The 25,509-nt window shown below is 69.0% G+C and carries 24 protein-coding genes; 10 read left to right on the top strand and 14 right to left on the bottom strand.

Annotated features, from left to right (window positions below; translation table 11 throughout):
* Positions 1 to 6 precede the first annotated feature (6 nt).
* Positions 7 to 933, bottom strand: a complete 927-nt coding sequence (locus tag EDD27_RS28660; protein ID WP_127935147.1) for a glycoside hydrolase family 18 protein — start codon at positions 931 to 933, stop codon at positions 7 to 9.
* A gap of 325 nt (positions 934 to 1,258) precedes the next feature.
* Here EDD27_RS28660 and EDD27_RS28655 point away from each other — a divergent pair, with 325 nt between their 5' ends.
* The 5 genes from EDD27_RS28655 to mug all read left to right on the top strand — a co-directional run bounded on the left by EDD27_RS28655 (position 1,259) and on the right by mug (position 8,216).
* Entirely contained in the window at positions 1,259 to 2,173 is a 915-nt protein-coding gene (locus EDD27_RS28655; protein WP_127935146.1) for an LLM class F420-dependent oxidoreductase, read from the top strand.
* A gap of 54 nt (positions 2,174 to 2,227) precedes the next feature.
* Positions 2,228 to 3,793: a 3' terminal RNA ribose 2'-O-methyltransferase Hen1 gene (locus tag EDD27_RS28650; RefSeq protein ID WP_127935145.1), complete on the top strand. Its 1,566-nt coding sequence runs from the start codon at positions 2,228 to 2,230 to the stop codon at positions 3,791 to 3,793.
* Entirely contained in the window at positions 3,777 to 6,236 is a 2,460-nt protein-coding gene (locus tag EDD27_RS28645) for a polynucleotide kinase-phosphatase (RefSeq protein ID WP_127935144.1), read from the top strand. The genes EDD27_RS28650 and EDD27_RS28645 overlap by 17 nt, the downstream gene beginning before the upstream one ends.
* 71 nt (positions 6,237 to 6,307) lie before the next feature.
* Positions 6,308 to 7,708, top strand: coding sequence for a sugar porter family MFS transporter (locus EDD27_RS28640; RefSeq protein WP_127935143.1), 1,401 nt, complete (start codon positions 6,308 to 6,310; stop codon positions 7,706 to 7,708).
* Between the two features lie 10 nt (positions 7,709 to 7,718).
* Positions 7,719 to 8,216 carry a G/U mismatch-specific DNA glycosylase gene (gene mug, locus EDD27_RS28635; RefSeq protein WP_206641696.1) on the top strand — a complete coding sequence of 166 codons (498 nt, stop codon included), beginning with the start codon at positions 7,719 to 7,721 and terminating at the stop codon, positions 8,214 to 8,216.
* Between the two features lie 4 nt (positions 8,217 to 8,220).
* Here mug and EDD27_RS28630 read toward each other — a convergent pair whose 3' ends face one another.
* From EDD27_RS28630 to EDD27_RS28620, 3 genes are all read right to left on the bottom strand, one after another.
* Positions 8,221 to 9,051 carry a CAP domain-containing protein gene (locus EDD27_RS28630; protein ID WP_127935142.1) on the bottom strand — a complete coding sequence of 277 codons (831 nt, stop codon included), beginning with the start codon at positions 9,049 to 9,051 and terminating at the stop codon, positions 8,221 to 8,223.
* A gap of 388 nt (positions 9,052 to 9,439) precedes the next feature.
* Positions 9,440 to 12,163 (bottom strand): aconitate hydratase AcnA, encoded by a 2,724-nt coding sequence (gene acnA, locus EDD27_RS28625; protein WP_127935141.1) that lies wholly within the window; start codon positions 12,161 to 12,163, stop codon positions 9,440 to 9,442.
* Between the two features lie 154 nt (positions 12,164 to 12,317).
* Positions 12,318 to 13,046, bottom strand: coding sequence for a metal-dependent hydrolase (locus EDD27_RS28620; RefSeq protein ID WP_127935140.1), 729 nt, complete (start codon positions 13,044 to 13,046; stop codon positions 12,318 to 12,320).
* Positions 13,047 to 13,346: 300 nt separating this feature from the next.
* Here EDD27_RS28620 and EDD27_RS28615 point away from each other — a divergent pair, with 300 nt between their 5' ends.
* From EDD27_RS28615 to EDD27_RS28605, 3 genes are all read left to right on the top strand, one after another.
* The gene (locus tag EDD27_RS28615) at positions 13,347 to 14,069 is read left to right on the top strand and encodes a PadR family transcriptional regulator (protein ID WP_127935139.1); all 723 of its coding nucleotides are present in this window, start codon (positions 13,347 to 13,349) and stop codon (positions 14,067 to 14,069) included.
* Between the two features lie 20 nt (positions 14,070 to 14,089).
* Complete coding sequence (locus EDD27_RS28610) at positions 14,090 to 14,560, top strand: DUF1707 SHOCT-like domain-containing protein (protein WP_127935138.1); 471 nt, start codon at positions 14,090 to 14,092, stop codon at positions 14,558 to 14,560.
* Between the two features lie 91 nt (positions 14,561 to 14,651).
* Positions 14,652 to 15,323, top strand: coding sequence for a DUF6879 family protein (locus tag EDD27_RS28605; RefSeq protein ID WP_127935137.1), 672 nt, complete (start codon positions 14,652 to 14,654; stop codon positions 15,321 to 15,323).
* A gap of 69 nt (positions 15,324 to 15,392) precedes the next feature.
* On the opposite strand, the gene EDD27_RS28600 is transcribed toward EDD27_RS28605, so the two are convergent.
* From EDD27_RS28600 to EDD27_RS28565, 8 genes are all read right to left on the bottom strand, one after another.
* The gene (locus EDD27_RS28600) at positions 15,393 to 16,268 is read right to left on the bottom strand and encodes an ATP-binding cassette domain-containing protein (RefSeq protein WP_127941016.1); all 876 of its coding nucleotides are present in this window, start codon (positions 16,266 to 16,268) and stop codon (positions 15,393 to 15,395) included.
* On the bottom strand, positions 16,268 to 17,209 hold the full coding sequence (locus EDD27_RS28595) for an ABC transporter ATP-binding protein (RefSeq protein WP_127935136.1): 942 nt from the start codon (positions 17,207 to 17,209) through the stop codon (positions 16,268 to 16,270). Before EDD27_RS28595 ends, EDD27_RS28600 begins: the two co-directional genes overlap by 1 nt.
* On the bottom strand, positions 17,206 to 18,090 hold the full coding sequence (locus tag EDD27_RS28590) for an ABC transporter permease (protein ID WP_127935135.1): 885 nt from the start codon (positions 18,088 to 18,090) through the stop codon (positions 17,206 to 17,208). The genes EDD27_RS28595 and EDD27_RS28590 overlap by 4 nt, the downstream gene beginning before the upstream one ends.
* The gene (locus tag EDD27_RS28585; RefSeq protein WP_127935134.1) at positions 18,087 to 19,082 is read right to left on the bottom strand and encodes an ABC transporter permease; all 996 of its coding nucleotides are present in this window, start codon (positions 19,080 to 19,082) and stop codon (positions 18,087 to 18,089) included. The genes EDD27_RS28590 and EDD27_RS28585 overlap by 4 nt, the downstream gene beginning before the upstream one ends.
* A gap of 71 nt (positions 19,083 to 19,153) precedes the next feature.
* On the bottom strand, positions 19,154 to 20,911 hold the full coding sequence (locus EDD27_RS28580; protein WP_127935133.1) for an ABC transporter substrate-binding protein: 1,758 nt from the start codon (positions 20,909 to 20,911) through the stop codon (positions 19,154 to 19,156).
* A gap of 332 nt (positions 20,912 to 21,243) precedes the next feature.
* Entirely contained in the window at positions 21,244 to 22,011 is a 768-nt protein-coding gene (locus tag EDD27_RS28575; protein ID WP_241564301.1) for a neutral zinc metallopeptidase, read from the bottom strand.
* Between the two features lie 80 nt (positions 22,012 to 22,091).
* On the bottom strand, positions 22,092 to 22,427 hold the full coding sequence (locus EDD27_RS28570; protein WP_127935131.1) for a type II toxin-antitoxin system PemK/MazF family toxin: 336 nt from the start codon (positions 22,425 to 22,427) through the stop codon (positions 22,092 to 22,094).
* On the bottom strand, positions 22,408 to 22,638 hold the full coding sequence (locus EDD27_RS28565; protein ID WP_127935130.1) for a hypothetical protein: 231 nt from the start codon (positions 22,636 to 22,638) through the stop codon (positions 22,408 to 22,410). The genes EDD27_RS28570 and EDD27_RS28565 overlap by 20 nt, the downstream gene beginning before the upstream one ends.
* Before the next feature lie 192 nt (positions 22,639 to 22,830).
* Here EDD27_RS28565 and EDD27_RS28560 point away from each other — a divergent pair, with 192 nt between their 5' ends.
* Entirely contained in the window at positions 22,831 to 23,571 is a 741-nt protein-coding gene (locus EDD27_RS28560) for a sulfite exporter TauE/SafE family protein (protein ID WP_127935129.1), read from the top strand.
* Between the two features lie 7 nt (positions 23,572 to 23,578).
* On the opposite strand, the gene EDD27_RS28555 is transcribed toward EDD27_RS28560, so the two are convergent.
* Positions 23,579 to 24,124, bottom strand: a complete 546-nt coding sequence (locus tag EDD27_RS28555; RefSeq protein WP_127935128.1) for a GrpB family protein — start codon at positions 24,122 to 24,124, stop codon at positions 23,579 to 23,581.
* Between the two features lie 82 nt (positions 24,125 to 24,206).
* On the opposite strand from EDD27_RS28555, the gene EDD27_RS28550 reads away from it, so the two are divergent.
* A complete protein-coding gene (locus EDD27_RS28550; RefSeq protein ID WP_206641695.1) occupies positions 24,207 to 24,806 on the top strand; it encodes a GNAT family N-acetyltransferase in 600 nt (199 codons plus the stop codon).
* Between the two features lie 178 nt (positions 24,807 to 24,984).
* On the opposite strand, the gene EDD27_RS28545 is transcribed toward EDD27_RS28550, so the two are convergent.
* Entirely contained in the window at positions 24,985 to 25,350 is a 366-nt protein-coding gene (locus tag EDD27_RS28545) for a hypothetical protein (RefSeq protein WP_127935127.1), read from the bottom strand.
* Positions 25,351 to 25,509 lie beyond the last annotated feature (159 nt).

Genomic DNA, 25,509 nt, shown 5'->3' with positions numbered 1-25,509 from the left:
CTATAGTCAGGGGCCTCGCAGAATCCGCGCCACATCAGGTGACGGCGGCACGCCGCGTAGCGACAGCCAGGCCAGCCCGTGACGGGCGGCGTAGCCCGCGAGCGTGCGGGCGTCGAGCTCGCTCAGATCGCCCTTGCCCGCCAGCACCGGGGTCAGGGCGATGCGCCGCCACGCCTGCCCGCGGTCCGGCAGGTCCTGGGCCTGGGCGATCTGGTCCTTGGCCAGCTGGACGGCCGCCGCCAGCCGGCGCAGGCGGCCGCTGGGAGCCGTGTGGGACTCCATGTCGGCCAGCACGTTCACGGTGCCGATCTCCGCGCCGGCCTTGTGGGTGGTACGCAGCATCGCCACGTCGGCGGCGTTCAGCCCGTACGGTCTCAGCGGGAGCGTGAAGCTGACCCGCAGCGGTCGCTCGCGCTGCATGGCGCGGATGGCCCGGGCCCTGCGCAGCACCGCGGCGCCGTCCTCGCTGTCGCGGACCTCGAAGTCGACGGCCTTGGCGTCGAACGCGCCGACCACCCTGCGGTAGGCGGCGGCGAGCCCGCCCGGCCTGGTGCAGGTCACCGCCAGTTCCTCGACGCCAGGCCCGCCGAACGTGGGAGCGGCGTCACCGCCCAGCGCCCTCAGCCGGCCGATCCTGTTCGCCACCGGGTTGTCGCCGGGATCGAGCGGATCACCGCGGTCGGCGTCGGGGGCGGGCGGATCACCGCGGTCGGCGTCGGGGGCGGGCGGATCACCGCGGTCGGCGTCGGGGGCGGGCGGATCGCCGCCGTCGGCGTCCGGGTGGAGCGTTGCCCGCGGGCCTGCCCATTTCGGGGCGCAGCCGTCGTCGCCGCCCGCGACGAGGTGGCCCAGCAGGTAGTGGCGCACGCCGGTGCGGCGGGACTCGGCGGACAGGTCGAAGTCCGGCTCGCGAGCCGTGTCGACGAAGCCCACGAACGGGACCTTCCGCTCCGGGACCGCCGCGGACGAGACGCTGGGGGAGGGCTGCGCGACCGGCGGCTGCCTCACGGGAGGTGGCGGGGAGGCGGCACCCGCGGGGAGGAATCGAATCGCGACGCCCGTGGCGGCGACGAGCGCGAGCCCGCCGAGGACCGCAAGAGGGCGGGGGAGTGTGCCAGGTTCCCTCTTATGCCGCGGCATAGGATACCCCATGTGATCGAATGACTACTTAGCGTGCTTGGCGTGCACGTTAGCAAGCGTTCCCACCACGGCGCGGGTCTTTTCCGGTTCGCGTCCGATGTGTGCGGATAATGTGGTCATGAAGTTGCGGATCTTCACCGAGCCCCAGCAGGGCGCCACATATGACGACCTGCTCGCCGTCGCCCAGGCCGCCGAGCGCCTTGGGTTCGACGCGTTCTTCCGGTCCGACCACTACCAGCGCATCGGCCCCGGCGACCCGGGTCCGGGCTCGACCGACGCCTGGATCACGCTCGCCGGCCTGGCCAGGGAGACCTCGCGGATCCGGTTGGGCACGCTCGTGACGCCGGCCACGTTCCGGTTGCCGGGGCCGCTGGCGATCAGCGTCGCGCAGGTGGACCAGATGAGCGGCGGCCGGGCCGAGCTGGGCTTCGGCACCGGCTGGTACGACGGGGAGCACTCCGCGTACGGCATCCCGTTCCCGCCGACCGGAGAGCGGTTCGGGCGGTTCGAGGAGCAATTGGAGATCATCACCGGATTGTGGACCGCGGAGAAGAGTTACTCGTTCGAGGGCAGCTACTACCGGCTCGTGGACTCGCCCGCGCTGCCGAAGCCGGTGCAGCGGCCCCGGCCGCCGGTGATCATCGGCGGGTTCGGCGCCAAGCGCACGCCGCGGCTGGCGGCCACGTACGCCGACGAGTACAACGTGCCGTTCCGTACCCTTGACGACACCGCCGAGGCGTTCGACCGGGTACGCGCGGCGTGCGAGACGGCCGGCCGCACCATCAAGCTGTCGGTGGCCCAGACCACCGTCGTGGGCGCCGACCGGGCGGAGGTCGAGCGGCGCGCGGCCGCCATCGGCGAGAATCCCGACACCTTGAGCGTGGGCGGCCTGGCCGGCACCCCGGCGGAGGTCGTGGAGAAGATCGGCAAGTTCGCCGAGCTGGGCGCCGAGCGGGTCTACCTGCAGATCCTGGACCTGGGCGACCTCGACCACCTGGAGCTCATCGCGGCCGAGGTGCTGCCGCACGTGTAAGCACCTGTAAGTAATCATTGGCGGGGCTTCGCGGCGTTACGGCAGACTTGGGGCGTGCTGCTGACGATCACGACCACCGCGAGTCCCGCCACCGACCTCGGCTTTCTTCTGCACAAGCATCCCGGACGCGTGCAGGGGTTCAGCCAGTCGTTCGGCACGGCCACGGTGTTCTACCCCGAGGCGGGCGATGAGCGCTGCACGGCGGCGCTCATGCTGGAGGTCGACCCGATCGCGCTGGTCAGGTCGCGTGGCAAGGGCTCGCCCGACTTCAGCCTGTCGCAGTACGTCAACGATCGCCCCTACGCGGCGTCCTCTCTGCTGGCCGTGGCGCTGGGGGACGTGTTCCGCACCGCACGGGCCGGGCGGTGCAAGGCCCGGCCGGAGCTGCCCGGCCAGGTGCTGCCCCTGGAGCTGCGGCTGCCCGCGCTGCCCTGCCGGGGTGGGCCCGACCTGGCGCGGCGGTTGTTCGAGCCGCTCGGGTGGGAGGTCGAGGCGCAGGCGCTGCCGCTCGACGAGGGTTTCCCGGAGTGGGGCGAGTCGCGCTATGTGGGGCTCACGCTGCGCGGCGCGACCCGGCTGGCCGACGCGCTCAACCACCTCTACGTGCTGCTGCCCGTGCTCGACGACGGCAAGCACTACTGGATCGCGCCCGACGAGGTCGACAAGCTGATCAGGGCCGGCGAGGGCTGGCTGGGCGGGCACCCGGAACGCGGGCTGATCGCCCGGCGCTACCTGGGCCGGCGCTGGTCCCTCGCCCGCACGGCGCTGGCCAGGCTGGCCGAGCTCGGTGACGAGACGGAGGAGGAGCTGGAGCCCGCGGTCGCGGAGGAGGCGCCTGCCGAGGAGACCGCCGCCGACGAGCTGGCCACCGCCTTGTCCGAAGCCCACGCCGACGGCGTGCATGGCAGCACGTCACAGGGGACGGAGGTCAGTGGGGATGCGCGCGCGGAGGGCGTGCGGGCGCCTGATACCGCGGCCGAGGTGGCGGGGACCGAGGGGAGCGAGCCCAAGGGCAAGTCGCTCAGCGTCCGGCGACGCGAAGCCGTGCTGGCCAAGCTCGAAGAGCTCGGCGCGGTCAGCGTGATCGACCTGGGCTGCGGCCAGGGCGAGCTGGTCGGCGCGCTGCTGGCCAGGCCCAGGTTCGCCAGGGTCGCCGGCATGGACGTCTCGTCGATGGCGCTCACCATCGCCGCGCGCAAGCTGCGCCTCGACCGCATGCCCGACGCCAAGCGCGCCCGCCTCACCCTGTTCCAGGGCGCGCTCACGTACACCGACAAGCGGCTCCAGGGCTATGACGCCGCCGTGCTCATGGAGGTGATCGAGCACGTCGACCCGCCCCGCCTGACCGCGCTCGAACGCGTCGTGTTCGGCCACGCCAAGCCCGCGCACGTGCTCGTCACCACCCCCAACATCGAGCACAACGTCCGCTACGAGTTCCTGACCGGCCTGCGCCACCCCGACCACCGCTTCGAGTGGACCCGCGCCGAGTTCGCCGCCTGGGCGACCCGGGTGGCCGCCGAGCACGGCTACCACGTCGCCTTCGAGCCGGTCGGCGACGACGATCCCGAGGTCGGCCCGCCCACCCAGATGGGAGTGTTCATCCGTGATCAGCGTTCCTGAGCTGTCCCTCGTGGTGCTGGTCGGCGTCTCCGGCAGCGGCAAGTCCACGTTCGCGCGCAAACACTTCAAGCCCACGCAGGTCATCTCCTCCGACTTCTGCCGCGGCCTGGTCGCCGACGACGAGAACGACCAGGCGGCCACCCCGGCCGCGTTCGAGCTGCTGCACCACATCGTCGGCGTGCGCCTGTCCAGGGGCCTGCTCACCGTGGTCGACGCCACCAACGTCCAGTACGCCGCCCGCAGGAGCCTCATCGACCTGGCCAGGAAGCACGACGTGCTGGCCGACGCGATCGTGCTCGACGTGCCGGAGGAGGTGGCGATCGAGCGCAACGCCGTCCGCCCCGACCGCGACTTCGGCCCCGGTGTGGTGATCCGCCAGCGCAAGGACCTGCGCCGCTCGCTCGGCAAGATCTCCGGCGACGGCTTCAGGAAGGTCCACGTGCTGCGCGGCCTCGACGAGGTCGACAACGCGGTGATCACGTACGAGAAGGCGTGGTCGGACCTGACCGAGCTGACCGGCCCGTTCGACATCATCGGCGACGTGCACGGCTGCCGCGCGGAGCTGGAGACCCTGCTGCGCGACCTCGGCTGGGAGGGCGCCAGGCACCCGGAAGGCCGGACCGCGGTGTTCGTCGGCGACCTGGTGGACCGCGGCCCCGACACACCGGGCGTGCTGCGGCTGGTGATGGACATGGTCGAGGCGGGCACCGCGATCTGCGTGGCGGGCAACCACGAGCAGAAGCTGGTGCGCGCGCTGAACGGCCGCAACGTCAAGACCACCCACGGCCTGCAGGAGTCGCTCGACCAGCTCGCCGCCCAGCCGCCCGAGTTCGTCGAGCGGGCCAAGCGGTTCATGGACGGCCTGCTCAGCCACTACCGTCTCGACGGCGGCCGGCTGGTGGTCGCGCACGCCGGGCTCAAGGAGGCCTACCACGGGCGCGCCTCCAAGCGGGTGCGCTCGTTCGCCCTGTACGGCGACACCACCGGCGAGACCGACGAATACGGCCTGCCGGTCCGCCTGCCGTGGGCCGAGGAATACCGCGGCCGCGCCATGGTCGTCTACGGCCACACGCCCACGCTCCGTCCGGAGTGGATCAACAACACGATCTGCCTCGACACCGGCTGCGTCTTCGGCGGCCACCTGACCGCGCTGCGTTACCCCGAGCGCCAGATCGTCCAGGTCCGAGCGGAGAAGGTCTGGTACGCGCCGACGAAGCCGCTCGGCGCCGGCGTCCGCGACCCCGGCATGCTGGACGTCAACGACGTGATCGGCACCCGGCACGTGGAGACCAGGTTCGGCACCCGGGTCAAGGTCCTGGAGGAGAACGCGGCCGCGGCCCTGGAGGTCATGAGCCGCTTCGCGGTGGACCCGCGCTGGCTGGTCTACCTGCCGCCCACCATGGCGCCGCCGGAGACCTCCCGGCTCGACGGCTACCTGGAGCACCCGCACGAGGCGTTCGAGGAGTTCGCCGCCGCCGGGGTGCGCGAGGTCGTGTGCGAGGAGAAGCACATGGGCTCGCGGGCCGTCGCCGTGCTGGCCAGGACCCCGGAGGCGGCCGCGGCCCGGTTCGGGGTGACCGACGGCGGCACCGGCGCCGTCTACACGCGGACCGGGCGGCCGTTCTTCGCCGACACGGGTCCGCTCGTCGAAGGGCTGCGTGCGGCCTGCGAGCCGCTGTGGGCCGAGCTCGGCTCCGACTGGGTGGCGCTCGACTGCGAGCTGCTGCCCTGGTCCGCCAAGGCCGGCGACCTCATCAGGAGCCAGTACGCCTCCGTCGGCGCGGCCGCCCGAGCCGCGCTGCCCGAGGCGGTACAGGCCTTGGAGGCGGCGGCCGAGCGCGGGCTGGATGTGGGCGATCTGCTGCACCGCACCCGCCGCCGTTCCCGCAACGCTGCCCTGTTCCGCGACGCCTATGCGCGTTACTGCTGGCCGGTCGACGGGCTGGAGGGCATCAAGCTGGCGCCGTTCCAGATTCTCGCCTGCGAGGGCCGGGCCACGGCGCTGGAGCCGCACGCCTGGCACCTGAACACGCTGGCGCTGCTCGACTCGCCGCTGATCGCCGCGACCCGCCACGTGGTCGTCGACCTGGGCTCGCCGCAGTCCAGGGCCGAGGCGACCGCCTGGTGGGAGTCGATGACGGCGGCCGGGGGCGAGGGCATGGTGGTCAAGCCGGCCGCGTACGCGCCCGGCCGGGTGCAGCCCGGGGTCAAGGTCCGCGGCCGCGAATACCTGCGGATCATCTACGGCCCTGACTACACCGAGTCGCTCGACGTGCTGCGCAGGCGGTTCCTCGGCAAGAAACGCTCGCTGGCGCTGCGCGAGTACGCGCTGGGCCTGGAGGCGCTGTCGCGGCTGGCGGACGGTGAGCCGGCGTGGCGGGTGCACGAGCCGGTCTTCGCCGTGCTGGCCCTGGAGTCGGAGCCGGTGGACCCGCGCCTGTAAAGCTTGGGTAAGCCGGGCGGTACGTCGGTGACGTGCGGGTATGTCCCGACTTCCAGGGGAAGGGACCGGCATTGGCGACGCAGCGCACGCACCACGAGCACCTGGGCCACGTGCTCTTCATCACGGCTGCCGCGGCCATCGGCGGGTTCCTGTTCGGGTACGACAGCGCCGTCATCAACGGCGCGGTCGTCGGGATCCGCAAGCACTTCGGCGTCGGGCCGGTCGAGATCGGGTTCGTGGTGGCCATCGCGCTGCTCGGGTCCGCCGCGGGCGCGTGGACGGGTGGCCGGCTCGCCGACCGGCTCGGGCGCACCAGGTCCATGCAGGTGGCGGCGCTGCTGTTCGCGGCCAGCTCGTTCGGGCAGATGTTGCCGTTCGCGGTCTGGGATCTCGCGGTGTGGCGGGTGATGGCGGGCTTCGCGATCGGCATGGCCTCGGTCCTGGCGCCCGCGTACATCGCCGAGGTGGCGCCGGCGGCCTACCGGGGCCGGCTGGGCTCGCTCCAGCAGCTGGCCATCGTCCTCGGCATCGCGGTCTCACAGCTGGTCAACTACTTGATCGCCTGGCTGGCCGGCGGCGACGTCAACAACCATCTGGGTCCGCTGGAGGCGTGGCAGTGGATGCTGGGCGCCTGCGCGGTGCCCGCCGTGATATACCTGCTGTTCGCCATGATCATCCCCGAGTCGCCCCGCTACCTGGTCATGAGGGGGCGGACCAGGCGGGCGCGGGAGGTGCTGGCCGAGGTCGAGGGCGACGGCGTGGACATCGACGCGCGCATCTCGGAGATCCAGCACGTGCTCCGGACCCAGCGCGTGCCGGGCATGAAGGACCTGCGCGGGCCGGCGCTCGGGCTGCTGCCGATCGTCTGGATCGGCATCGCTCTGTCGATCTTCCAGCAGTTCGTCGGCATCAACGTGATCTTCTATTACTCGACCGTGTTGTGGCAGTCGGTCGGCATCAACCAGGCCGACTCCCTGCTGATCAGCTTCTCCAGCTCGATCATCAACATCATCGGCACCTTCATCGCGATCTCGCTCGTGGACAAGATCGGCCGCAGGCCGCTGCTCATGATCGGCTCGGCCGGGATGGCGGTCTCGCTGGCCACCGCGGCATGGGCGTTCAGCGCGGCCAGGGTCGCCGCTGGCGCGGTCTCGTTGCCAGACCCGCAGGGGCCGATCGCGCTGATCGCCGCCAACGTGTTCGTGTTGTTCTTCGCGTTGTCGTGGGGCGTGGTGGTGTGGGTGCTGCTGGGCGAGATGTTCCCGAACCGCATCCGCGCCGCCGCCCTGGGCCTCGCCGCCGCGGCCCAGTGGATCGCCAACTGGGCGATCACGGTGTCGTTCCCGGCCCTGTCGGCGTGGAACCTGCCGCTCACGTACGCCGGGTACGCGTTCTTCGCGCTGCTGTCGTTCCTCTTCGTGGCGAAATGGGTCAGGGAGACCAAAGGCCGCAAACTCGAGGAGATGGGTTAACCTTCAGGGCGTGATCGACGACGTCCTCGGCCCGTCGCTCGACGTGCTCTTCTGCGGCATCAACCCCGGCCTCATGTCCGAGGCCACCGGGCACCACTTCGCCCGGCCCGGCAACCGGTTCTGGCCGGCGCTGCATCTTTCCGGGTTCACGCCGCGCCTGCTCGCACCCGCAGAGCAGCACCTGCTGCCCTCGTACGGGCTGGGCATCACGAACATCGTGCCTCGCGCGAGCGCCAAGGCGTCGGAGCTGACCAGGGAAGAGCTGGTCGAAGGCGGTGCCGCGCTGGCGTCGAAGGTCACCGAGGCCGGCCCGAAGGTGCTGGCCGTGCTCGGCGTCTCCGCGTACCGCACCGCCTTCCTGCGGCCCAAGGCGCGGATCGGGCCGCAGGGAGAGACGGTGGGCGGGGCCAGGATCTGGGTGCTGCCCAATCCGAGCGGGCTCAACGCCCACTGGACCCTGGCCACCATCGCCGGCGAGATGGGACGCCTGCGCGCCTCACTCGCTTAGCGCTTCATCGGGCCGCGAAGTCCTGAGTCCAGTAGATCGGGCCCTGGGAGCTCTTGGCCGCGCCGACGCCGATCAGGTTGAACCGGCAGTTCATGATGTTGGCGCGGTGCCCGGAGCTGTTCATCCAGGCCTGGACCACGGCGGCGGGCGAGGGCTGGCCGAAGGCGATGTTCTCCGCCCAGGCCGATCCTCCGGTGAAACCGGCCGCCTTGATGCGGTCGGTGAAGCTGCGGCCGTCCTTGGAGGTGTGGTCGAAGTGGCCGGTCTTCGCCATGTCCTGGGAGTGGCCGAAGGCGGCCGCCCGCAGCTGCGGGTCGTGCTTGAGCGGCCCGCAGCCGCCCTTGGCCCGCTCGGCGTTGGTCAGCCGGACGACCTCGTTCTCCTCGGCCGTGCCCACCGTCCCGGTCGACGGGGCCGGGGTGGGGGAGCCCGACGGCGTGGGGGTGGGTGTGCCGCTGTCCGGGGAGCAGGACAGCCTGGCCGCCCTGGACTTGGCGATGGTGCGGCCGCGAAGGTCGGTGGCGGTCGCGTAGTAGACGCCGGGCGCGCAGTCCACCGCGACCTTGACGCGGCCGTTCCTGGTGGCCCCGCTCTTGACCACGGGGTCGCGGCCGGGGACGGCGCGCATGATGCGGATGCGCAGCAGGGCGGGTGAGAAACAGCCGCGGCGGGCGGCGAAGGATTCGATCTTCAATGCGGTGTTGAGCCGGGGCTTGGCCACGCTCACGCGGCACCTGGCGGCCTCCGACGCCGTCGCGGCCTCGGCCGCCGTGAGCGGCGTGCAGAGCGCCGCCAGACTCGCGAGGCCGGCGAGTACCCCAAGGGGTCTACGCATAGGGGGTTTCCTCCAGTTGCGGTAGACGCTGGATGGCTCCGCATTCTGTCGGGACCGCAACCAATTTGTCATCGAATCCGCAATATTCGGGTGATGTGGAGGTAAACCAAAGTGATCGTTGAAGCGTCTGCGCAGGCCTATCGGCTGGTCCTGGTGACCGGACCGAAACCCGCTGTGGTGCTGTGACGTTCGCCACCCGCCTCCGATCGGCATGCCCGGACATGCGAAAAGCCGCCCGGCGGGGGTGTCCCGCCGGGCGGCTCTCAAGTGTCGGGTGGTTCCCCCGATGCGGGCGCGTGAAGATCGCGCCACACCCCCGGCTCAACGAAGACAGCCAAGGGTTCCCCGCCCCCGCCCGGCTCATGACCGGACGGGCGCGCGGGAAGATCTATTTGGCGAGCAGCGAACGCAGCACGTACTGCATGATGCCGCCGTGCCGGTAGTAGTCGGCCTCACCGGGCGTGTCGATGCGGACCACCGCGTCGAACTCGACATCGCCGGCCTTGACGTGCACCGTCTGCGGGATGCCGCCCTTGTTGAGCTCCTCGACACCCGAGATGTCGAACGTCTCCTCGCCCGTCAGCCCCAGCGTCTCGGCCGAGGCGCCTTCCGGGAACTGCAGCGGCAGCACGCCCATGCCGATGAGGTTGGAGCGGTGGATCCGCTCGTACGACTCCGCGATGACCGCCCGCACGCCCAGCAGCGCCGTGCCCTTGGCGGCCCAGTCGCGCGAGGAGCCCGAGCCGTATTCCTTGCCCGCCAGCACCACGAGCGGCGTGCCCGCGGCCGCGTAGTTGACCGAGGCGTCGTAGATGAACGACACCGGCCCGTCGGGCTGGGTGAAGTCGCGGGTGTAACCGCCCTCGGTGCCCGGGGCGATCTGGTTGCGCAGGCGGATGTTGGCGAACGTGCCCCTGATCATCACCTCGTGGTTGCCGCGCCGCGAGCCGTAGGAGTTGAAGTCCTTGACCTCGACCCCGTTGGCCTGCAGGTATTGCGCGGCCGGGGTGCCGACCTTGATGGAGCCGGCCGGCGAGATGTGGTCGGTGGTGACCGAGTCGCCCACCTTGACCAGCACGCGGGCGCCGCTGATGTCCGTGACCGCCTCGGGCTTCTCCGGCATGCCGTCGAAGTAGGGGGCCTTGCGGACGTAGGTGGAGTCCGGGTCCCACTCGAAGGTGTTGCCGGTCGGGATCGGCAGCGAGCGCCAGTGGTCGTCGCCCTTGAACACGTCGGCGTAGTCACGCTCGAACATGTCGCGGCCGATGGAGGAGTTGACCACGGCGGAGATCTCCTCCGGCGACGGCCAGATGTCCTTGAGGTAGACCGGCTCGCCGTCGGTGCCGACGCCGAGCGGCTCGGTGTCGAGGTCGATGTCCATCGTCCCGGCCAGCGCGTACGCCACCACGAGCGGCGGCGAGGCCAGGTAGTTCATCTTGACGTCGGGGTTGATGCGGCCCTCGAAGTTGCGGTTGCCCGACAACACGGCCGTGACCGCGAGGTCGTTGGCCTGGATGGCCTCGGAGATCTCCGGCGGCAGCGGCCCCGAGTTGCCGATGCAGGTGGTGCACCCGTAGCCGACCAGGTTGAAGCCGATCTTGTCGAGGTACGGCTGCAGGCCGGAACGCTCGAAGTAGCCGGTGACCACCTGCGAGCCCGGGGCCAGCGAGGTCTTGACCCACGGCTTGCGGGTCAGGCCCTTCTCCACGGCGTTGCGGGCCAGCAGCGCCGCGCCGAGCATGACGAAGGGGTTGGAGGTGTTGGTGCACGAGGTGATCGCGGCGATCGAGACGATGCCGTGGTCGATCTCGAACGACGTGCCGTCGGCCAGCGTGACCGGGACCGGCTTGTGCGGCCGGCCGCCGTTGGCCGCGGCGTTGGAGGCGGGCGCGTCGGAGGCGGGGAACGACTCCTCGCCCTCCTCGTCGTCCGACACGTAGTTCTGCACGTCGTGGCGCCAGGTGCTCTTGGCGGCCGACAGCGCGATGCGGTCCTGCGGGCGCTTGGGCCCGGCGATGGACGGGACGACAGTGGCCAGGTCGAGCTCGATGTATTCGGAGAACTCCGGCTCGGGCGCGGAGGGGTCGAGCCAGAGGCCCTGGGCCTTGGCGTACGCCTCGACGAGCGCGATCTGCTCCTCGCTGCGGCCGGTCAGCCGCAGGTAGTCGACGGTCTGGCCGTCGATCGGGAAGATGGCGCAGGTGGAGCCGAACTCGGGGCTCATGTTGCCGATCGTGGCCCGGTCGGCCAGCGGCACGGACGCCACGCCCTCGCCGTAGAACTCCACGAACTTGCCGACCACGCCGTGCTTGCGCAGGATCTCGGTGATCGTCAGGACCAGGTCGGTGGCGGTGGCGCCGGCCGGCAGCTGGCCGTTGAGCTTGAAGCCGACCACCCGCGGGATCAGCATGGAGATCGGCTGGCCGAGCATCGCAGCCTCGGCCTCGATGCCGCCGACGCCCCAGCCCAGGACGCCGATGCCGTTTTCCATGGTGGTGTGGGAGTCGGTGCCGACGCAGGTGTCGGGGTAGGCCTTGCCGTCGCGGGTCATGACCACGCGGGCCAGGTGCTCGATGTTGACCTGGTGGACGATGCCGGTGCCGGGCGGCACGACCTTGAACTCGTCGAAGGCCGTCTGGCCCCAGCGCAGGAACTGGTAACGCTCGCGGTTGCGCTCGTATTCGCGCTCCACGTTGCGCTGGAAGGCGTCGGGGTGGCCGAAGAAGTCGACGATGACCGAGTGGTCGATGACCATCTCGGCGGGCGCCAGCGGGTTGATGCGGGCCGGGTCGCCGCCGAGGTCGCGGACCGCCTCCCGCATGGTGGCCAGGTCGACCACGCACGGCACGCCGGTGAAGTCCTGCATGATGACGCGCGCGGGGGTGAACTGGATCTCCACGCTCGGCGTCGCCTTGGGGTTCCACGAGCCGAGTGCACGGATGTGATCGGCGGTGATGTTGGCGCCGTCCTCGGTGCGGAGGAGGTTCTCCAGCAGGATCTTCAGGCTGTACGGGAGGCGTGCGGCGCCCTCGACGGCATCCAGCCGGAAAATCTCGTATGACGCGTCGCCGACGCGTAGCGTGTCACGGCTGCCGAAGCTGTTCGCGGACACGGTGATTCGCCTCCTCCATCAGACAGGGTTCCAGAGCAAATCCTGCCGCACTCCCGGAATGGCAAGCACGTTAGGTGAGCCTAACTAGCAGGCGGCGGGGCACTGCGGCAGGTGTCTCGACGTCAAGATATCTCTAGAGTATCTCGACATCAAGTTAAATGGGCGCCAGGCGCCAGAACAGCAGTCCGACGATCGCGACCGACAGGATCGGCGCCAGGATCTTCTGTTCGAACTTCTTGCCCGTCTTGATGCCGATCTTCCACGGCAACATGAACTTCGCCCCCAGCGGCCACAACACCGGGCATCCCCGCTCGGTCATGCAGTCGCCCACGACGTGGATGAGGCAGCCGATCCCCACGGCCAGTCCCAGCCACGCGTACCCGACGGACAGCGAGAGGAATACAGCGTAGAGCCCGGCGGTCAGCCCCACATTGATCATGGCGGAGCCCACCTTGTTGCCCGGGATCCCCACGCCCACCGCACGCAGCGCGAGGCCGATGAGCAGCACGACCATGATGTCGCGGCCGATGGGATAGGTGTTGGCCAGCCAGTGCGCCGCGAACCCCATCGCCACGGCGAAGACCAGCGAGTGCGTGGCACCGCGGTGCCCGCCGCTGATCCATGACACGGCCTTGCTGAGCGCCCATGTGACCGGCCCGAACGTCTGGGCGATGGTCGCGCTCGGGTGGTCGAGGTCGGGCAGCATCGCTGCCCCCGCGCAGACGATGGCCCCCGCGATCAGCTCGGCGGGGCTTAACGCGCCCGCCATGATCCCTGTCTCGATGAACCGGGAGGATTCGGTCAGCAGCGGCAGTGCGGCGAATGCCGGCGCCAGTCCCAGCCAGGCGATGGCCCCCGTCATCGCGTGCGTGTGCCCCATCATGATCGGGACTGTACGGCAAAGAGGCCCTTTACGTGGTGAAGGCATGCCGTGGGGCGGTGAGTGCGCGGACGGAAACGTCCGGAAACGCAGACGAGGTCGTCTCCGCGGCGACAGCACCCCCCAGCCCTGCCGACGCGGAACGACCTCGTCTGCTCTGAACAACGACGCCCTCCCCAATCCTGTTCCCGGATTCCGCAACTTTTTCGTGATCTGAATCACTCCCGGGCGGCGGTTGCTAAAGACACACTATCGATATATCTTTGACGCATCGAGAACGGATCACGATATAGGGAGAAAACTATGAGTTCCGCACACACAGCAGGCGGGCCCTGGTCCGCGAGCTCAGGCATCCATGAGTACAAGCGGGCCGCCCGCGAGGCGTTCAAGGCCCTGTCCGACGCCTTCGAGCAGATGGGCGGCCGGCACCACCACCACGAGCACCGGGAGCGCGGCCGGCGGGGCGGCCCCCCTGGGCCGTTCCCGTTCGACTTCGGTCGCGGCCCCTGGGGCGGCGGTCCCGGCGGGCCGTGGGGCGGTCACCGCGGCTGGGGAGGCAGAGGCCGCAAGGCCAAGCGGGGCGACGTGCGCGCCGCGATCCTGGCCCTGCTCTCCGAGGAGCCGCGCAACGGCTACCAGATCATCCAGGAGATCGCCGAACGCAGCGAGGGCGGCTGGAAGCCCAGCCCGGGGGCCGTCTACCCGGCGCTGCAGCAGCTCACCGACGAGCGCCTGGTGATCTCGGAGGAGAGCGAAGGGCGCAAGACCTTCCGCCTCACCGAGGAGGGCCGCGCCTACATCGAGGCGCACGCCGACGAGACCCGCGCCCCGTGGGACGAGATGCGCCCGGACATCGACGACAACACTGCCGATCTCTGGCACATCGCCCGCCAGTCGGCCTTCGCGATGATGCAAATTCTCCAGACCGGGAACGACGCACAAATCCGCGAAGCGCGTAAGACTTTGGTAGAGACCCGGCGCAAGCTCTACCAGATCCTGGCCGACGGCGAACCGGGCGACGAGTGACCGGATTTGGGGGCGCGGTTATGGATCGTGACGACCTCCGCATCGGCGACGCCGAGCGCGAGCAGACGATGGCCGCCCTGCGTGAGCACTTCGCGCAGGGCCGCCTGACCCATGAGGAGCTCGACGAGCGGCTCGACCGGACGCTGGCCGCCAAGACGGGCCGCGACCTCACCCAGGTCACGGCCGACCTGCCCGGTCACCAGCCGACCCCGGCGCGCGCGGTGGACGACTGGCGCGAGTCGATGATGGCGAACCGGCACCAGGTCGAGGCCATGCGGCAGGCCCACAGGGACATGCGGCGGCAGTGGCACCACCACGGGCATCCGTGGAGGCGCCACCACCGCGGCCCGCACCCGTTCGTCGGCGTGCTGTTCGCGTTCATGCTGCTGAGCCTGATCTTCGGGTTCGGCGTCTTCAAAGTGCTGTTCGTGGTGTGGCTCGGCGCGATGCTCTTCAGCCTGGTCCACCGGCGTTTCCACCACCGCGGCTGAGGGCCTGTCCGGATCGTCTTTTTGGGCCTTGACCCTATTCAGGGTTCACCTGATGATCTGGGCGGGTCTTCAGCACGCGAAGGGACGCCGCATGACCGAGCAGGGCACTCCGGTCAACCCGTTCGCCGCCGTCGCGCACGCCGACGGCCACGTCCTGGACGCGGCGGAATACCGATCGTGGTTCGACCGCGACCACGCCGCGCACACCGAACCCATGTGGAAGCTCGAGCGTGCCCAGACCTTCTACGAGCCTGACGTCGCGAGCTGGCGGGCCATGATGGACGGCGACTGGGCGGGGTCGCTGGCCATGGCCGAGCGTATGGCGGGGACGCTGGAGGACTATTTCCGCAGCCGCGTCCCGGTCCGCCGGGTACGGGTGGCGGAGTTCCCGATCACCGCGTACCTGCAGTGGGAGATGCACGTCCTGGCCGTGCGCGCCCGGGCGGGCTCGCCCTGCCGCGTGGTGCCCGCCGCGCGGGTCGCGGCCCTCGACCCGCTGCCCGAGCTGGTGATCTTCTCGCCGTCCCTGATGTACGAGGTGCTCTACGACCGCTATGGCGGCTGCCGCGGCGGGAGGCGGATCGGCGACCCCGGTGTCGTGGGCCCCTGCCTGCGTGCCGTCCGGGAGCTCTACACCGCGGGCGAGGACGTGCTCTCCTTCTGCGAGCGGGAGATCGCGCCGCTGCCGCCGCCGATGATCACGGACGAGATGCGGGCCGCGGTGCCCGCGTACGGGCACCGCACGGAGGAGTTCAGGGTCTGACGGCCTCGTTCACACAGCGCAGCACGGGGAAGCCTGTCGTGCAGCGGACGGTAGGTCAAGGAGTTCTCCTCAGCAGGTTTCGAGCTGGGCGCAGGCCACGAAATGCCCCGGTTCGGCCTCCAGCAGCCCCCCTGTCCCACCACGCGCGTGGTAGAGGCAGGTGTCCACGGCCGCGGCGTCGGCCCACTCCTCGTGCAGGCGCGGCACCGCCGACAGCAGCTCGCGCGTGTACGGGTGCAGCGGGTCGCCGAAGACCTTGTCCGTCAGCCCCATCTCCACCACGGCGCCCTTGCGCAGCACCACCGTGCGCTCGGCGAGGTAGTTGCCGAGCGACAGGTCGTGCGTGATGTACAGCACGCCGAGACCCCTGGTCTTCAGCTCGGCCAGCAGGTTGAGCACGTCGATGCGGGTGGAGGCGTCCAGCATGCTGGTGATCTCGTCGGCCACCAGCAGCTTGATGTCCAGCAGCAACGCGCGGGCGATGAGCAGGCGCTGCAGCTGGCCGCCGCTGAGCTGGTGCGGGTACTTGCCGAGCACCTGGTCGGAGTTGAGCCGCACGTCGCGCAGCGCCGCGCGCACCCGCTCGGCCCACTCCGGCTCGGGCACCGCCGGGTAGTAGGACTCCTTGATCATGGCGAACACCCGGTCGGCCTTGAACACGGGGTTGAACGAGCTGAACGGGTCCTGGAAGATCCCCTGGACGTGGCGGTAGTACTCCTTGGCGCCGCGCACCGGCCGGCCGTCGAACGTGATCGAGCCGCTGGTCACCGAGTTCAGCCCGAGGATCATGCGGCCGATCGTGCTCTTGCCGCTGCCGCTCTCCCCGATCAGGGACACGACCTCGCCGGGCACCACGTCGAAGCTGACGCTCCGCACGGCCGCGACGGTCTTGCCGCCGAAGGCGCCGACCCTGAATTCCTTGGTGACGTCGTCGAGTCTCAGCATCATGCCTTCCAGCAGGCGACGTGGTGGGCGGGCGCGACCTCGGCCACCGGCGGCTCCTCGGCGCACTCGTCCCCGGCGAGCGGGCAGCGGTCGCGGAAGCGGCAGCCGGCCGGCGGGTGCAGCAGCGACGGCGGGCTGCCGGCGATGCCCTCCAGCCGCCGCTCGGAGTATCGGACGCCGACCTCGGGCAGGGAGTCGAGGAGCAACCTCGTGTACGGGTGCCGCGGCGCCTTGACGACCACGTCCGCGGGCGCCTTCTCGGCCAGCTTGCCCGCGTACATGACCATGATCGTGTCGGCGATGTGGTGGGTGAGCGCGATGTCGTGGGTCACGAAGATCATGCTCTTGACGTAGCCGCTGTCGCGGAAGCCGAGCAGGGCGCGGGCGACAGCCTTCTGGGTGGAGACGTCCAGCGCGGAGGTGACCTCGTCGGCGATCAGCAGGGACGGGTCGAGCAGGGTGGAGATGACCATCACCATGCGCTGCTTCATGCCGCCCGACAACTCGATCGGGTAGCGGTCCAGCACCTCGCGGGGCAGCCCGACCTGATCCATCCGGCGTTCCAGCTCGGCGGCGTCCAGCGTCGCGCCCCGCGACTTGAGCAGCTCCGTCACCATCTTGCGGATCTTGCGGGTGGGGTTGAGCGCGCTCATGGCGTACTGCGGGATGAGGGAGACCTCCTTGAAGCGGAAGTCGTTCATCCTGCGGTCGTCGCCGATCGGCAGCTCCTTGCCGTCGAGCTCCACCCGGCCGTCCACGTGGTGCATGCGGCCGTCCATGCGGATGAGGCTCTTGCCCAGCGTGCTCTTGCCGCACCCGGACTCCCCGACCAGGCCGAGGATCTCGCCGTCGCCGAGGTCGAAGGACATGCCGTCGAGGGCGCGTACCTCGCCCTTCAGCGTCCTGTAGTGGACGCGCAGCTCGCTGACCCGCAGACTCATGTCTCCCTCAGCTTCGGGTTGAAGACCTCGTCGAGGCCGACGTTGGCCACGTACAGGGCGCCCACGATGGCCGTGATGGCCGCGCCCGGCGGCACGAACCACCACCACATCCCTAACTGCAGGGCGCTCCACTGGGTGGCGTTCTGCAGCATCAACCCCAGCGAGACCCCCTCGCTGGGGCCGAGGCCGATGAAGTCCAGCGAGGAGGCGATGAGCACCGAGCCGCCGAACAGCAGGATGAACGTCATGAACAGGTAGGAGCTCATGTTCGGCGCGACCTCCCTGGCGATGATCCGCCCGGTGCCCGAGCCGCTCATCCTGGCCAGGTCCACGAACTCCCGCGTACGCAACGAGAACGTCTGCGCCCTGATCGCCCGCGCCGCCCACGGCCACTGCGTCAGCCCGATGAACAACCCCTGCACGGCCACACTGCGGATGCCCAGGTAGGCGTTGATGATCAGCAGGACGGCCAGCGTCGGGATGACCAGGATGATGTTGGTCAGCATGTTGAGTACCTCGTCGACGAAGCCGCCGAGGTAGCCGGCCACGAAGCCGACGATCATGCCGATGACCGCGGCGATGCCGCCGCCGATCACGCCGACCGCGAAGGTGCTGCGCAGACCGTGGACGAACTGAGCGAAGATGTCCTGGCCGAACGTGGTGGTGCCGAGCCAGTACTCGCCGGAGGGCGGGTTCATGGGCTTCGGGCCGTACTGGTTGGGTGCGGCGTCCACGAACAGCGGGCCGATCATGCCCAGCACGAGCAGAGCAAGCACGATGCCGAGGCCGGTCATCAGCTTGCCGTTGCGCACCGCGAAGTACAGCGCCTCGCGCCGCACCCCGGCCCGCTCGCGCGGGGCGACTTCCTGGAGCGTCGTCATGCCTGCGCACCCGCCATTCCCGCCCTGGTCCGCGGATCGACCACGACGTAGACGATGTCGATGATGAAGTTGGCGATCAGCACGCCGAGGACGATGAACAGGAACGTGCCCTGCAGGAGGAAGAAGTCCTTGTTCTTGATGGCGTTGAGAATCAGGCTGCCCAGGCCCGGATAGGCGAAGACGATCTCGGTGACCAGCGCCCCGGCCACCAGCACGCCCAGTTGCAGTGCCAGGCCGGTGATCTGGGGCAGGACGGCGTTGCGGAAGGCGTACCTGCGGATCAGCCTGGACGGGGCGCCGAGTGCCGACAGGTAGTTGGCGTAGTCGGACTCCAGCTCATAGATGATCATGTTGCGCATGCCGATGGCCCAGCCGCCCAGCGCCACCAGGAACAACGACAGGAAGGGCAGCGTCCAGTGGTGCAACAGGTCGAGCACGAACGTCCACGACCAGTTGGGGCGCATCGAGAAGCTGTAGCCGCCGGCGACCGGGAACAAGCCGCCGATCACGCCGAGCGCCCACGCCAGGAGCACCGCCAGCCACATGTACGGCATGGCCGTCAGCACGTACCCGACGGGGAGCACGGTGTTGTCGAGGAGCTTGCGGCGGGCGGCGTACGCGCCGAACCGATTGCCCACCACCCAGCTGAGCAGCACCGACGGGACGATCAGGGCCAGCGTGTACGGCACCGCGCCGATGATCACATCGCTGACCGGCGTCGGGAACAGCCAGATGCTCAGCCCGAAATCACCCCTGAACAGGGCGCCCCAGAAGTTCAGGTACTGCTGCCACAGCGGCTGGTCGAAGCCGAAGAGGTTGTTGTAGTAGGCCCGCATGGCCTCCACGGCCTCGGGCCTGGTCACGTTGGCCCGGGCCACCATGCTGGCGACGGGGTCGCCCGGCATGAAGCGCGGGATCATCCAGTTGACCGTGACCGCGACGAAGAAGGTCAATCCGTAGATCAGGAGTTTTCTGCCGAAATAACGACGCACGTGCGGCTCTCCGGGGAGGCCCCCCGCTCGGCGAGCGGGGGGCTAGAGGGGTTGGCGAGGTCGAGGGTCGATCAGGAGCCGGAGGGCTGGAGCTGAGTGAGGCTCTCGAAACCGCCGAGTTCGAGCCAGTTGCGCCACATGACGGCACCGGTCTTGGGAGCGCTGCCCGCCCCGGACGGCCAGTTCTTCCACACGGAGGTGCTGGACTGCGCCCACAGGCCGTTGTACCAGAGCGGGATCACCGGCATGTCGTCCAGGTGGATCTGCTGGAGCTGCGAGATGATCTTCTTCATGCCCTCGATGTCGTCGGTCCTGACCTGGTCGAGCTGCTGCACCAGGTCCCAGGCCTTCTCGTTGTCGTAGCGGGCGAAGTTGACCGTGTTCTGCTGCTTCTGGATCGGCAGCTGGAACATGTACTCGTAGTACGTGTACGGCGAGTTCGACAGCTGCCGCTCGTTGTTGATGAGCAGGTCGAAGTCGCCCTTCTGCCGCTTCTCGACCAGCGCGTTGAAGTCGGGGAAGTCCGGCGTGATCTGGATGCCGGCGCTCTTGGCGCTGGTCGCGATGGACCGGGCCGACTCCATCCAGTCGGTCCAGCCGGACGGCACGATGAGCGTCAGGTTCATCTTGGAGCCGTCCTTGTTCTCCACGAACCCGTCGCCGTCGCTGTCCTTGTATCCGGCGTCCGACAGCAGCTTCTTGGCCTTGGCGGCGTCGAACGCGAACCCGGACGAGGAGACCACGTTCTGGTCCACGAACTGCTCCCACTGCGGCAGCAGGCCGGTCGGGCTGGCGGCCTTGACCAGGTTGCCGTAGACGCCCTCGACGATCTGCTTGACGTCGATGGAGGAGGCCAGCGCCTTGCGGAAGGCCGGGTCGTTCATCGGCTTCTTGGTGTTGTTGGGCACCAGCCAGGCCGTATTGGCGGACAGGTGGTACGGCGGCTCGCTGTAGTAGGTCGTCAGGCCGAAGTTGCCCTTGACCAGGTTCGCCACGCCGGGCAGGAAGTTGTTGGACAGGTCCAGGCCCTTCTGCATCAGCAGACCCAGCGCGACCTCGTTGCTCGGGGTGGCGATGTCCACGATGTAGCGGGGCTTGGGCTCCATGTTCAGCGCGGTCTTGCCCCACCAGTCGTCGCGGCGCTGCAGCACCACGCGGTCCTGGTCCTTGCTCATGAACTTGTATGCGCCGGTGCCGACCGGGTTCTCGTTGACGCCGTCCAGGACCTCCTTCTCCGAGCGGCCCTTCCAGATGTGCTCGGGCAGGATGGAGCGGCTGTAGAGGTTGAAGTCCCACTGCTGGTAGTTGGCCTTGGAGAAGGTGAACTTCACCGTCTGGTCGTCAACGGCCTCGACGGTCTTCAACCAGGTCCACAGGTTGTGGTACGGGATCGTTTCCATCTTGCCGAGCTCGAAGGAGAACACCACGTCTTTGGCGGTCAGCGGGTTACCGTCGGTCCACTTGACGCCCGGGCGCAGCTTGAGCTGGTAGGTGGAGTCGTCGGTCCACGAGCCGCTCTCGGCCAGCCACGGCGTGAGCTTGGCCGCGGTGGTGTCGTAGTGGAACAACGTCTCGTACACCAGGCCCTTGGTGCCCACGGCCGAGTCCCATTCCCTGATCGGGTTGAAGTTGGCCGGTGGACCCCATTGTGTGCCCGTGGTGTAGAGGGTCTCGCTGCGCGGCAGCTGATCGGGGTTGGCGGGGGCCACCGCGCCCTGGCTTCCCTGTGTCTGACCGGCCGGCGGGGCCGGCGTGGACCCGCCGGTGCAGGCCGTGGCGAGCAGGCCCGCTGCCACGAGCGGAATCATGATCCGAGCCCGGTTGCGCATCGCTTCTCTCCTTCCCTCCGCGCGTTCGGCGCGAAGGTCGCACGTGTGCTTAGACACCCCCGATGGGCCGGGCTCGGACGGGGCCCGCGCCTGCTGGTGCCGGTGTGCTGGGAGCGCTCCCACACGTAACGCAAGCACGTTCCCGCCTATGAGACCGGTGAGCGATCAGTCTTCAGTCGATACAGGTCAGTGCGACCTGCTGAACCGGATAAGTACCGCGAACGTAAATTCCGCGTGTCCGTGCCGTCAATAGCCGTGACGCTTTCGAGACGTGCATATGGAAGCGCTCCCAAAGCGGCGCCGCGCATGTGTCCAGCACCGACACTGTTGGATCAGGAGACCTTCGACGGGGCCGCCGACCAGGTGTCGCAGGCAGCGGGGGAGAGGGCCTGATACCCGCGCTTGAGCCAGTGGACGCGGGTGGCCCCCCTGCCGTGGCTGCGGTAGTCGTCGCCGTCGTCCCCGCTGGCCCGGGTGGCATCGAGGAGCGCCTCCCAGTCGCGCCCTGTGCGATCCAGCGATCCCCACACGCTGCCCAGGAACACACCGGCCAGGCAGTCGGCCTGCAACTCGTAGCGCCGCTTCAGCTCGTCCTGGCGAGCCCGCTCGCCCCGCACTCGCGCTTCGTACGCACGCCGGATCCCGGTGAGGCTCTGCAGATGATGCCCGTACTCGTGAGCGGCCACCTTGAACGGATAGAGATCGGTCCTGTCCTCGATCCACCGCCCGGTGAGCGGAAACACCAACGTGCGGCGCTCGGTGCAGTAGAAGGCCGCCGCGTGCTCGGGCCACGGGATCCCGCACACGGTGCTTTGAGGCTCCTCGAAGTAGAGCACGACCGGCTTGCGGAACGTCCACCGCGTCCGAGCGAAGTACGCACCCCACGACTTATCCAGACATTTCAGGACAGCCTGGAGATACTCCCGCGTCCGCGGAACCCCTCCCGAACTGATCGCCGTCTCCGGACACGACGCGATCGCCAGCTTGCCGGCCTTCTTGGGGAAAGCGGCCGGGGCCGCCTGGGCGCTCTGGGCAGGAACGCAGGCGATCGTCAGGATCACGCCAAGGGCCAGGGCGCGATTGATCGAGGGGGTGTGCACGATCGGCAGCTTAACGATCAGCAGCGTATGGCACGATGGGGGGCCACTCGGCGAACTACTGCTTCGCCGGGCGGCAAGCCTCATAGCATTCGGTTGAGCGCGATGATCGCTTCTGCGAGGGCGTCGTCAGGCGCGTTGCCGATGAAGAAGTCGAGCCTGTCCGGTGAGATGGCGCGCACCTGCTCGATCATCGCCCAGCTGGTCTTGGCCAGCCCGGTGCCCTTGCCGGCAATGCGAATATGAGAGACATGTCCGCGCTCACGGCTGGTCAGCGGCACCGCCCAGACGAGCTCCAGCCTCGATTGATTGAACTGGTCGTTGCTGAGGATCAAGGCCGGGCGATCGAAGCCTTGCTCGCGACCGATGGGCTCGCGATCGAACCGTGTGAACCAGATCTCACCTTGAGTTAGTTTCATCCTTCTCCTCGGGGAATGTGATCAGTCCTTCCCACTCCGGCGCGATCTGGCGGGAGCGTGGCCGTGGCCCCAGGAAGGCCTCGCGCTCGGCGATGTATTCCGCCCAGCCCTCCGGGTCTTCGCGCTGGGTCCGCTCGATCTGCTCGTTGAGGGTCTGCCAGAACAGCTTCTGCTCGTAGTCGCCGATGGCTTCGTTGAGCACCTCGGTCATGGTTCGGCTCTCCTGCCGGGCGATTCGCGCTAGACGGTCTCTGGTGTGGACGCTGACGCGTATCGTCGTCGCAGCTTTAGACTTCATGCTCATACTCCCAAGGCTACGTCGGGTCGTGGAGAACATTACTCCGGTGCAGTCACTCTGAGGGCAGAAGCCACAACGTAGAGTAAAGATGGTTGACTCTTCTGCATGATTGATGCGGCATCGGTGCTGATCCTCGCCGGTTTAGCGGTTTTCGTCGGTGCGATCGTCCAGGGAGCGGTGGGCTTCGGCCTGGGCCTGGTCGCGGCACCAGTGCTCACCCTGCTCAACCCCGAGCTGATGCCGGGCGCCATCCAGGTCGTGAACATGACGTTGCCGCTGTTCACGCTGGCCGCCGAATGGCGCAGGGTGGACTGGCGTGGGCTGGGGTTTGCGGTGCTGGGCAGGATCCCTGGGAGCGTTCTGGGCGCGCTTATTGTTGTCTACGTTTCTGTCTACACACGCGGCATCTTCGTAGCGGTCATGGTGCTCGTTGCGGTGGCGCTGACGGCCCGGGCGCTGAGCGTGCCGCGCAACGGCGTGACTATCACGTCGGCGGGGTTCGTGTCGGGCATCACGGGCACGGCCACGGGCATCGGCGGCCCGCCGCTCGCCCTGGTCTACCAGAGCGCCAAGGGGTCGCAGATCCGCGCGACGCTGGCGATGTTCTTCTTCCTGAGCGCCGCGCAGTCGCTGGTGATCCTGGCCCTGGTGGACGAGTTGCCGTCCCGGGCGCTGGCGACGGGGGCGATCCTCATCGCGCCAATGGTGCTGGGGTTCCTGGTGTCGGGGCCGCTGCGGCGCTACCTCGACGGCGGCAAGGTGCGCGCCGCCGTGCTGGTCGTGGCCGCGGCCTCGGCGGTGGCGCTGATTGTGCAGAACGTGGTCTCCCAGGTCATGTCGGCCTGAGGGCGCCTTACGCGTCGCTCGGGCCGGGTCTCCAGCCGATGCCCTGGGCCCACGCGTCGGCCCGTCGCACGATGTCCCAGACGAACGGCTCTTTGGCCGCGACGTACTTCTCCCGCTCGTCGTGGAAGCGTACGGCGCACCGCCGTTTCGCGTGGGCGAACTCGGCCGCGGCGGCGGGGTGAGCGCGCAGATAGTCGCGGAAGAGCAGGGGAAGCTGTTGGGAGAAACTGCCGAGCTCGCGTACGTGGACATGGGTCCGACGCTGCCCGGGGGGCTCGCGGAAGTAGCGTTTGGTCAGCTCGGGGTTGCCCGCCCGGTACACCATGCCGAGCCGTTCCAGCGGGTTCCGGAAATCCTCCAGCGGCTCGAAGGAGCGCACCGCGATCTGGACGTCGATCACGGGCTTGGCGGCCAGGCCGGGGACCGACGTCGAGCCGATGTGATCGATCCGCACCGCGACGTCGACGAGCGCCGTACGCAACGCTTCGCCCAGTGCGGCGAACCGCATCGGCCAGTCCGGGTCGTAGTCGACGATCTCCACGGGATCTGCCATGCCTGGATTGTCCCAGGAGGAGCTTACGACCTGGTGCGTAATTGCCTCGCGCACGAGCCGCCCCGCGATCTACCGTCGCGGCATGACGTCACACGATGCGCCTGAAGGCTCCCGGATCGCTCCCGATGGTGCCGGGCTGGTGATCCGGCAAGAGACCGCTGACGATCATCGAGATGTGCGCGAGGTTCATACGCGCGCCTTCGGTGACAGCGAGCGGGTTCCCGGGCTCGTGGAGGCACTTCGCGTTGCGGAGGCTGCGTTGGCGCCGATGTCCTTCGTCGCTGCCGTTGATGACCGGGTTGTGGGGCATGTCCTGCTGAGCGCGACGCGGTTGGACGCTCCGCGCCGGATCGTGGACGTCCTGTCCCTGTCACCGCTGGGCGTGGTCCCGGAGTTCCAGCGTCAGGGGATCGGTACTCAGCTCATCGCGTACGCCCTCGAGGCGGCCGACAGCCAGGGTGTGCCGTTGGTATTCCTGGAGGGTTCGCCACGTTACTACGGCACGCGCGGCTTCGAGGGTGCCAGTGCGGTGGGCTTCCGTTCGCCGTCGCTGCGTATCCCTGAAGCCGCGTTCCAGGTCGCCCGGTTGTCCGCTCACGAGCCGTGGATGACGGGCACCTTCGTCTACTCGGAGGCCTTCTGGGCCTTTGACTGCGTCGGCCTGCGCGACCCCGAGGACTGAGGGGCTACCCGACTCGATCGCCTCACCCGAATTGCCCGCAGGGCACGACGCCTGGGTGCACTTCAGCGACATTCTGGGTCCGGGATTCCGGACGCTGGAGATCGGCGGCTGCTCGAAGCGAGCGTGGCCCTGTGGTTGGGGACTCCGGAGAATCGCGAGCTCACTCCCCAGCCGCCATCTAGTTGCGGTCCACCAGCACGACGGCGGGTTTGCGCTCGTCCCCGTAGTGCACGACGAAGGACAGGCTCGTGCCGTAGCCGACGGCGGTGCATACTTCGCCGATGTGGAGGTCATCTCCCAGGACACGTCCCTTGGCCGCCTCGCGCTGGCGCAGCTCGGCCTCCAGCACTTCGCGCGTGGGCAACGCGTTGAGCTCCGCGACCATCGCGTCGACCTGGGCAGTGAGTTTCCTGACCGGTACCGGAGCTTGCGGCGACACTCCAACGTGCCACTGCGGCGTCGCCAGGGCCAGCTCACACATCGTCACAGAGACGGCGCCGTCTGCGGGCACCAGCGCCCCCGGCCGGTCGCCGTCCTCCCACACGCCGGCGGGCGAGGCGGTCGGCGTGGGTCGCCCCGTGTGGCACCCGAGCCAACTACGGCTCCCAGACGGGCCAACTACCACTCCAGGGCCATCTACCGCTCTCCGCGACAACGGGCAGGCGTCGGGGAGGTTGAGGTGGCGTTTCTGGATTGTTACCGG

Source organism: Nonomuraea polychroma (assembly GCF_004011505.1).
Lineage (GTDB): Bacteria > Actinomycetota > Actinomycetes > Streptosporangiales > Streptosporangiaceae > Nonomuraea > Nonomuraea polychroma.
This window is presented reverse-complemented; position numbering and strand designations above follow the sequence as displayed.

Coding starts and splice junctions, on each gene's coding strand:
- EDD27_RS28655 (WP_127935146.1), top strand. CDS start 1,259: ATGAAGTTGCGGATCTTCACCGAGCCCCAGCAGGGCGCCACATATGAC.
- EDD27_RS28630 (WP_127935142.1), bottom strand. CDS start 9,051: ATGCGTAGACCCCTTGGGGTACTCGCCGGCCTCGCGAGTCTGGCGGCG.
- EDD27_RS28620 (WP_127935140.1), bottom strand. CDS start 13,046: ATGATGGGGCACACGCACGCGATGACGGGGGCCATCGCCTGGCTGGGA.
- EDD27_RS28615 (WP_127935139.1), top strand. CDS start 13,347: ATGAGTTCCGCACACACAGCAGGCGGGCCCTGGTCCGCGAGCTCAGGC.
- EDD27_RS28610 (WP_127935138.1), top strand. CDS start 14,090: ATGGATCGTGACGACCTCCGCATCGGCGACGCCGAGCGCGAGCAGACG.
- EDD27_RS28605 (WP_127935137.1), top strand. CDS start 14,652: ATGACCGAGCAGGGCACTCCGGTCAACCCGTTCGCCGCCGTCGCGCAC.
- EDD27_RS28600 (WP_127941016.1), bottom strand. CDS start 16,268: ATGCTGAGACTCGACGACGTCACCAAGGAATTCAGGGTCGGCGCCTTC.
- EDD27_RS28595 (WP_127935136.1), bottom strand. CDS start 17,209: ATGAGTCTGCGGGTCAGCGAGCTGCGCGTCCACTACAGGACGCTGAAG.
- EDD27_RS28590 (WP_127935135.1), bottom strand. CDS start 18,090: ATGACGACGCTCCAGGAAGTCGCCCCGCGCGAGCGGGCCGGGGTGCGG.
- EDD27_RS28580 (WP_127935133.1), bottom strand. CDS start 20,911: ATGCGCAACCGGGCTCGGATCATGATTCCGCTCGTGGCAGCGGGCCTG.
- EDD27_RS28570 (WP_127935131.1), bottom strand. CDS start 22,427: ATGAAACTAACTCAAGGTGAGATCTGGTTCACACGGTTCGATCGCGAG.
- EDD27_RS28565 (WP_127935130.1), bottom strand. CDS start 22,638: ATGACCGAGGTGCTCAACGAAGCCATCGGCGACTACGAGCAGAAGCTG.
- EDD27_RS28560 (WP_127935129.1), top strand. CDS start 22,831: ATGATTGATGCGGCATCGGTGCTGATCCTCGCCGGTTTAGCGGTTTTC.
- EDD27_RS28555 (WP_127935128.1), bottom strand. CDS start 24,124: ATGGCAGATCCCGTGGAGATCGTCGACTACGACCCGGACTGGCCGATG.
- EDD27_RS28550 (WP_206641695.1), top strand. CDS start 24,207: ATGACGTCACACGATGCGCCTGAAGGCTCCCGGATCGCTCCCGATGGT.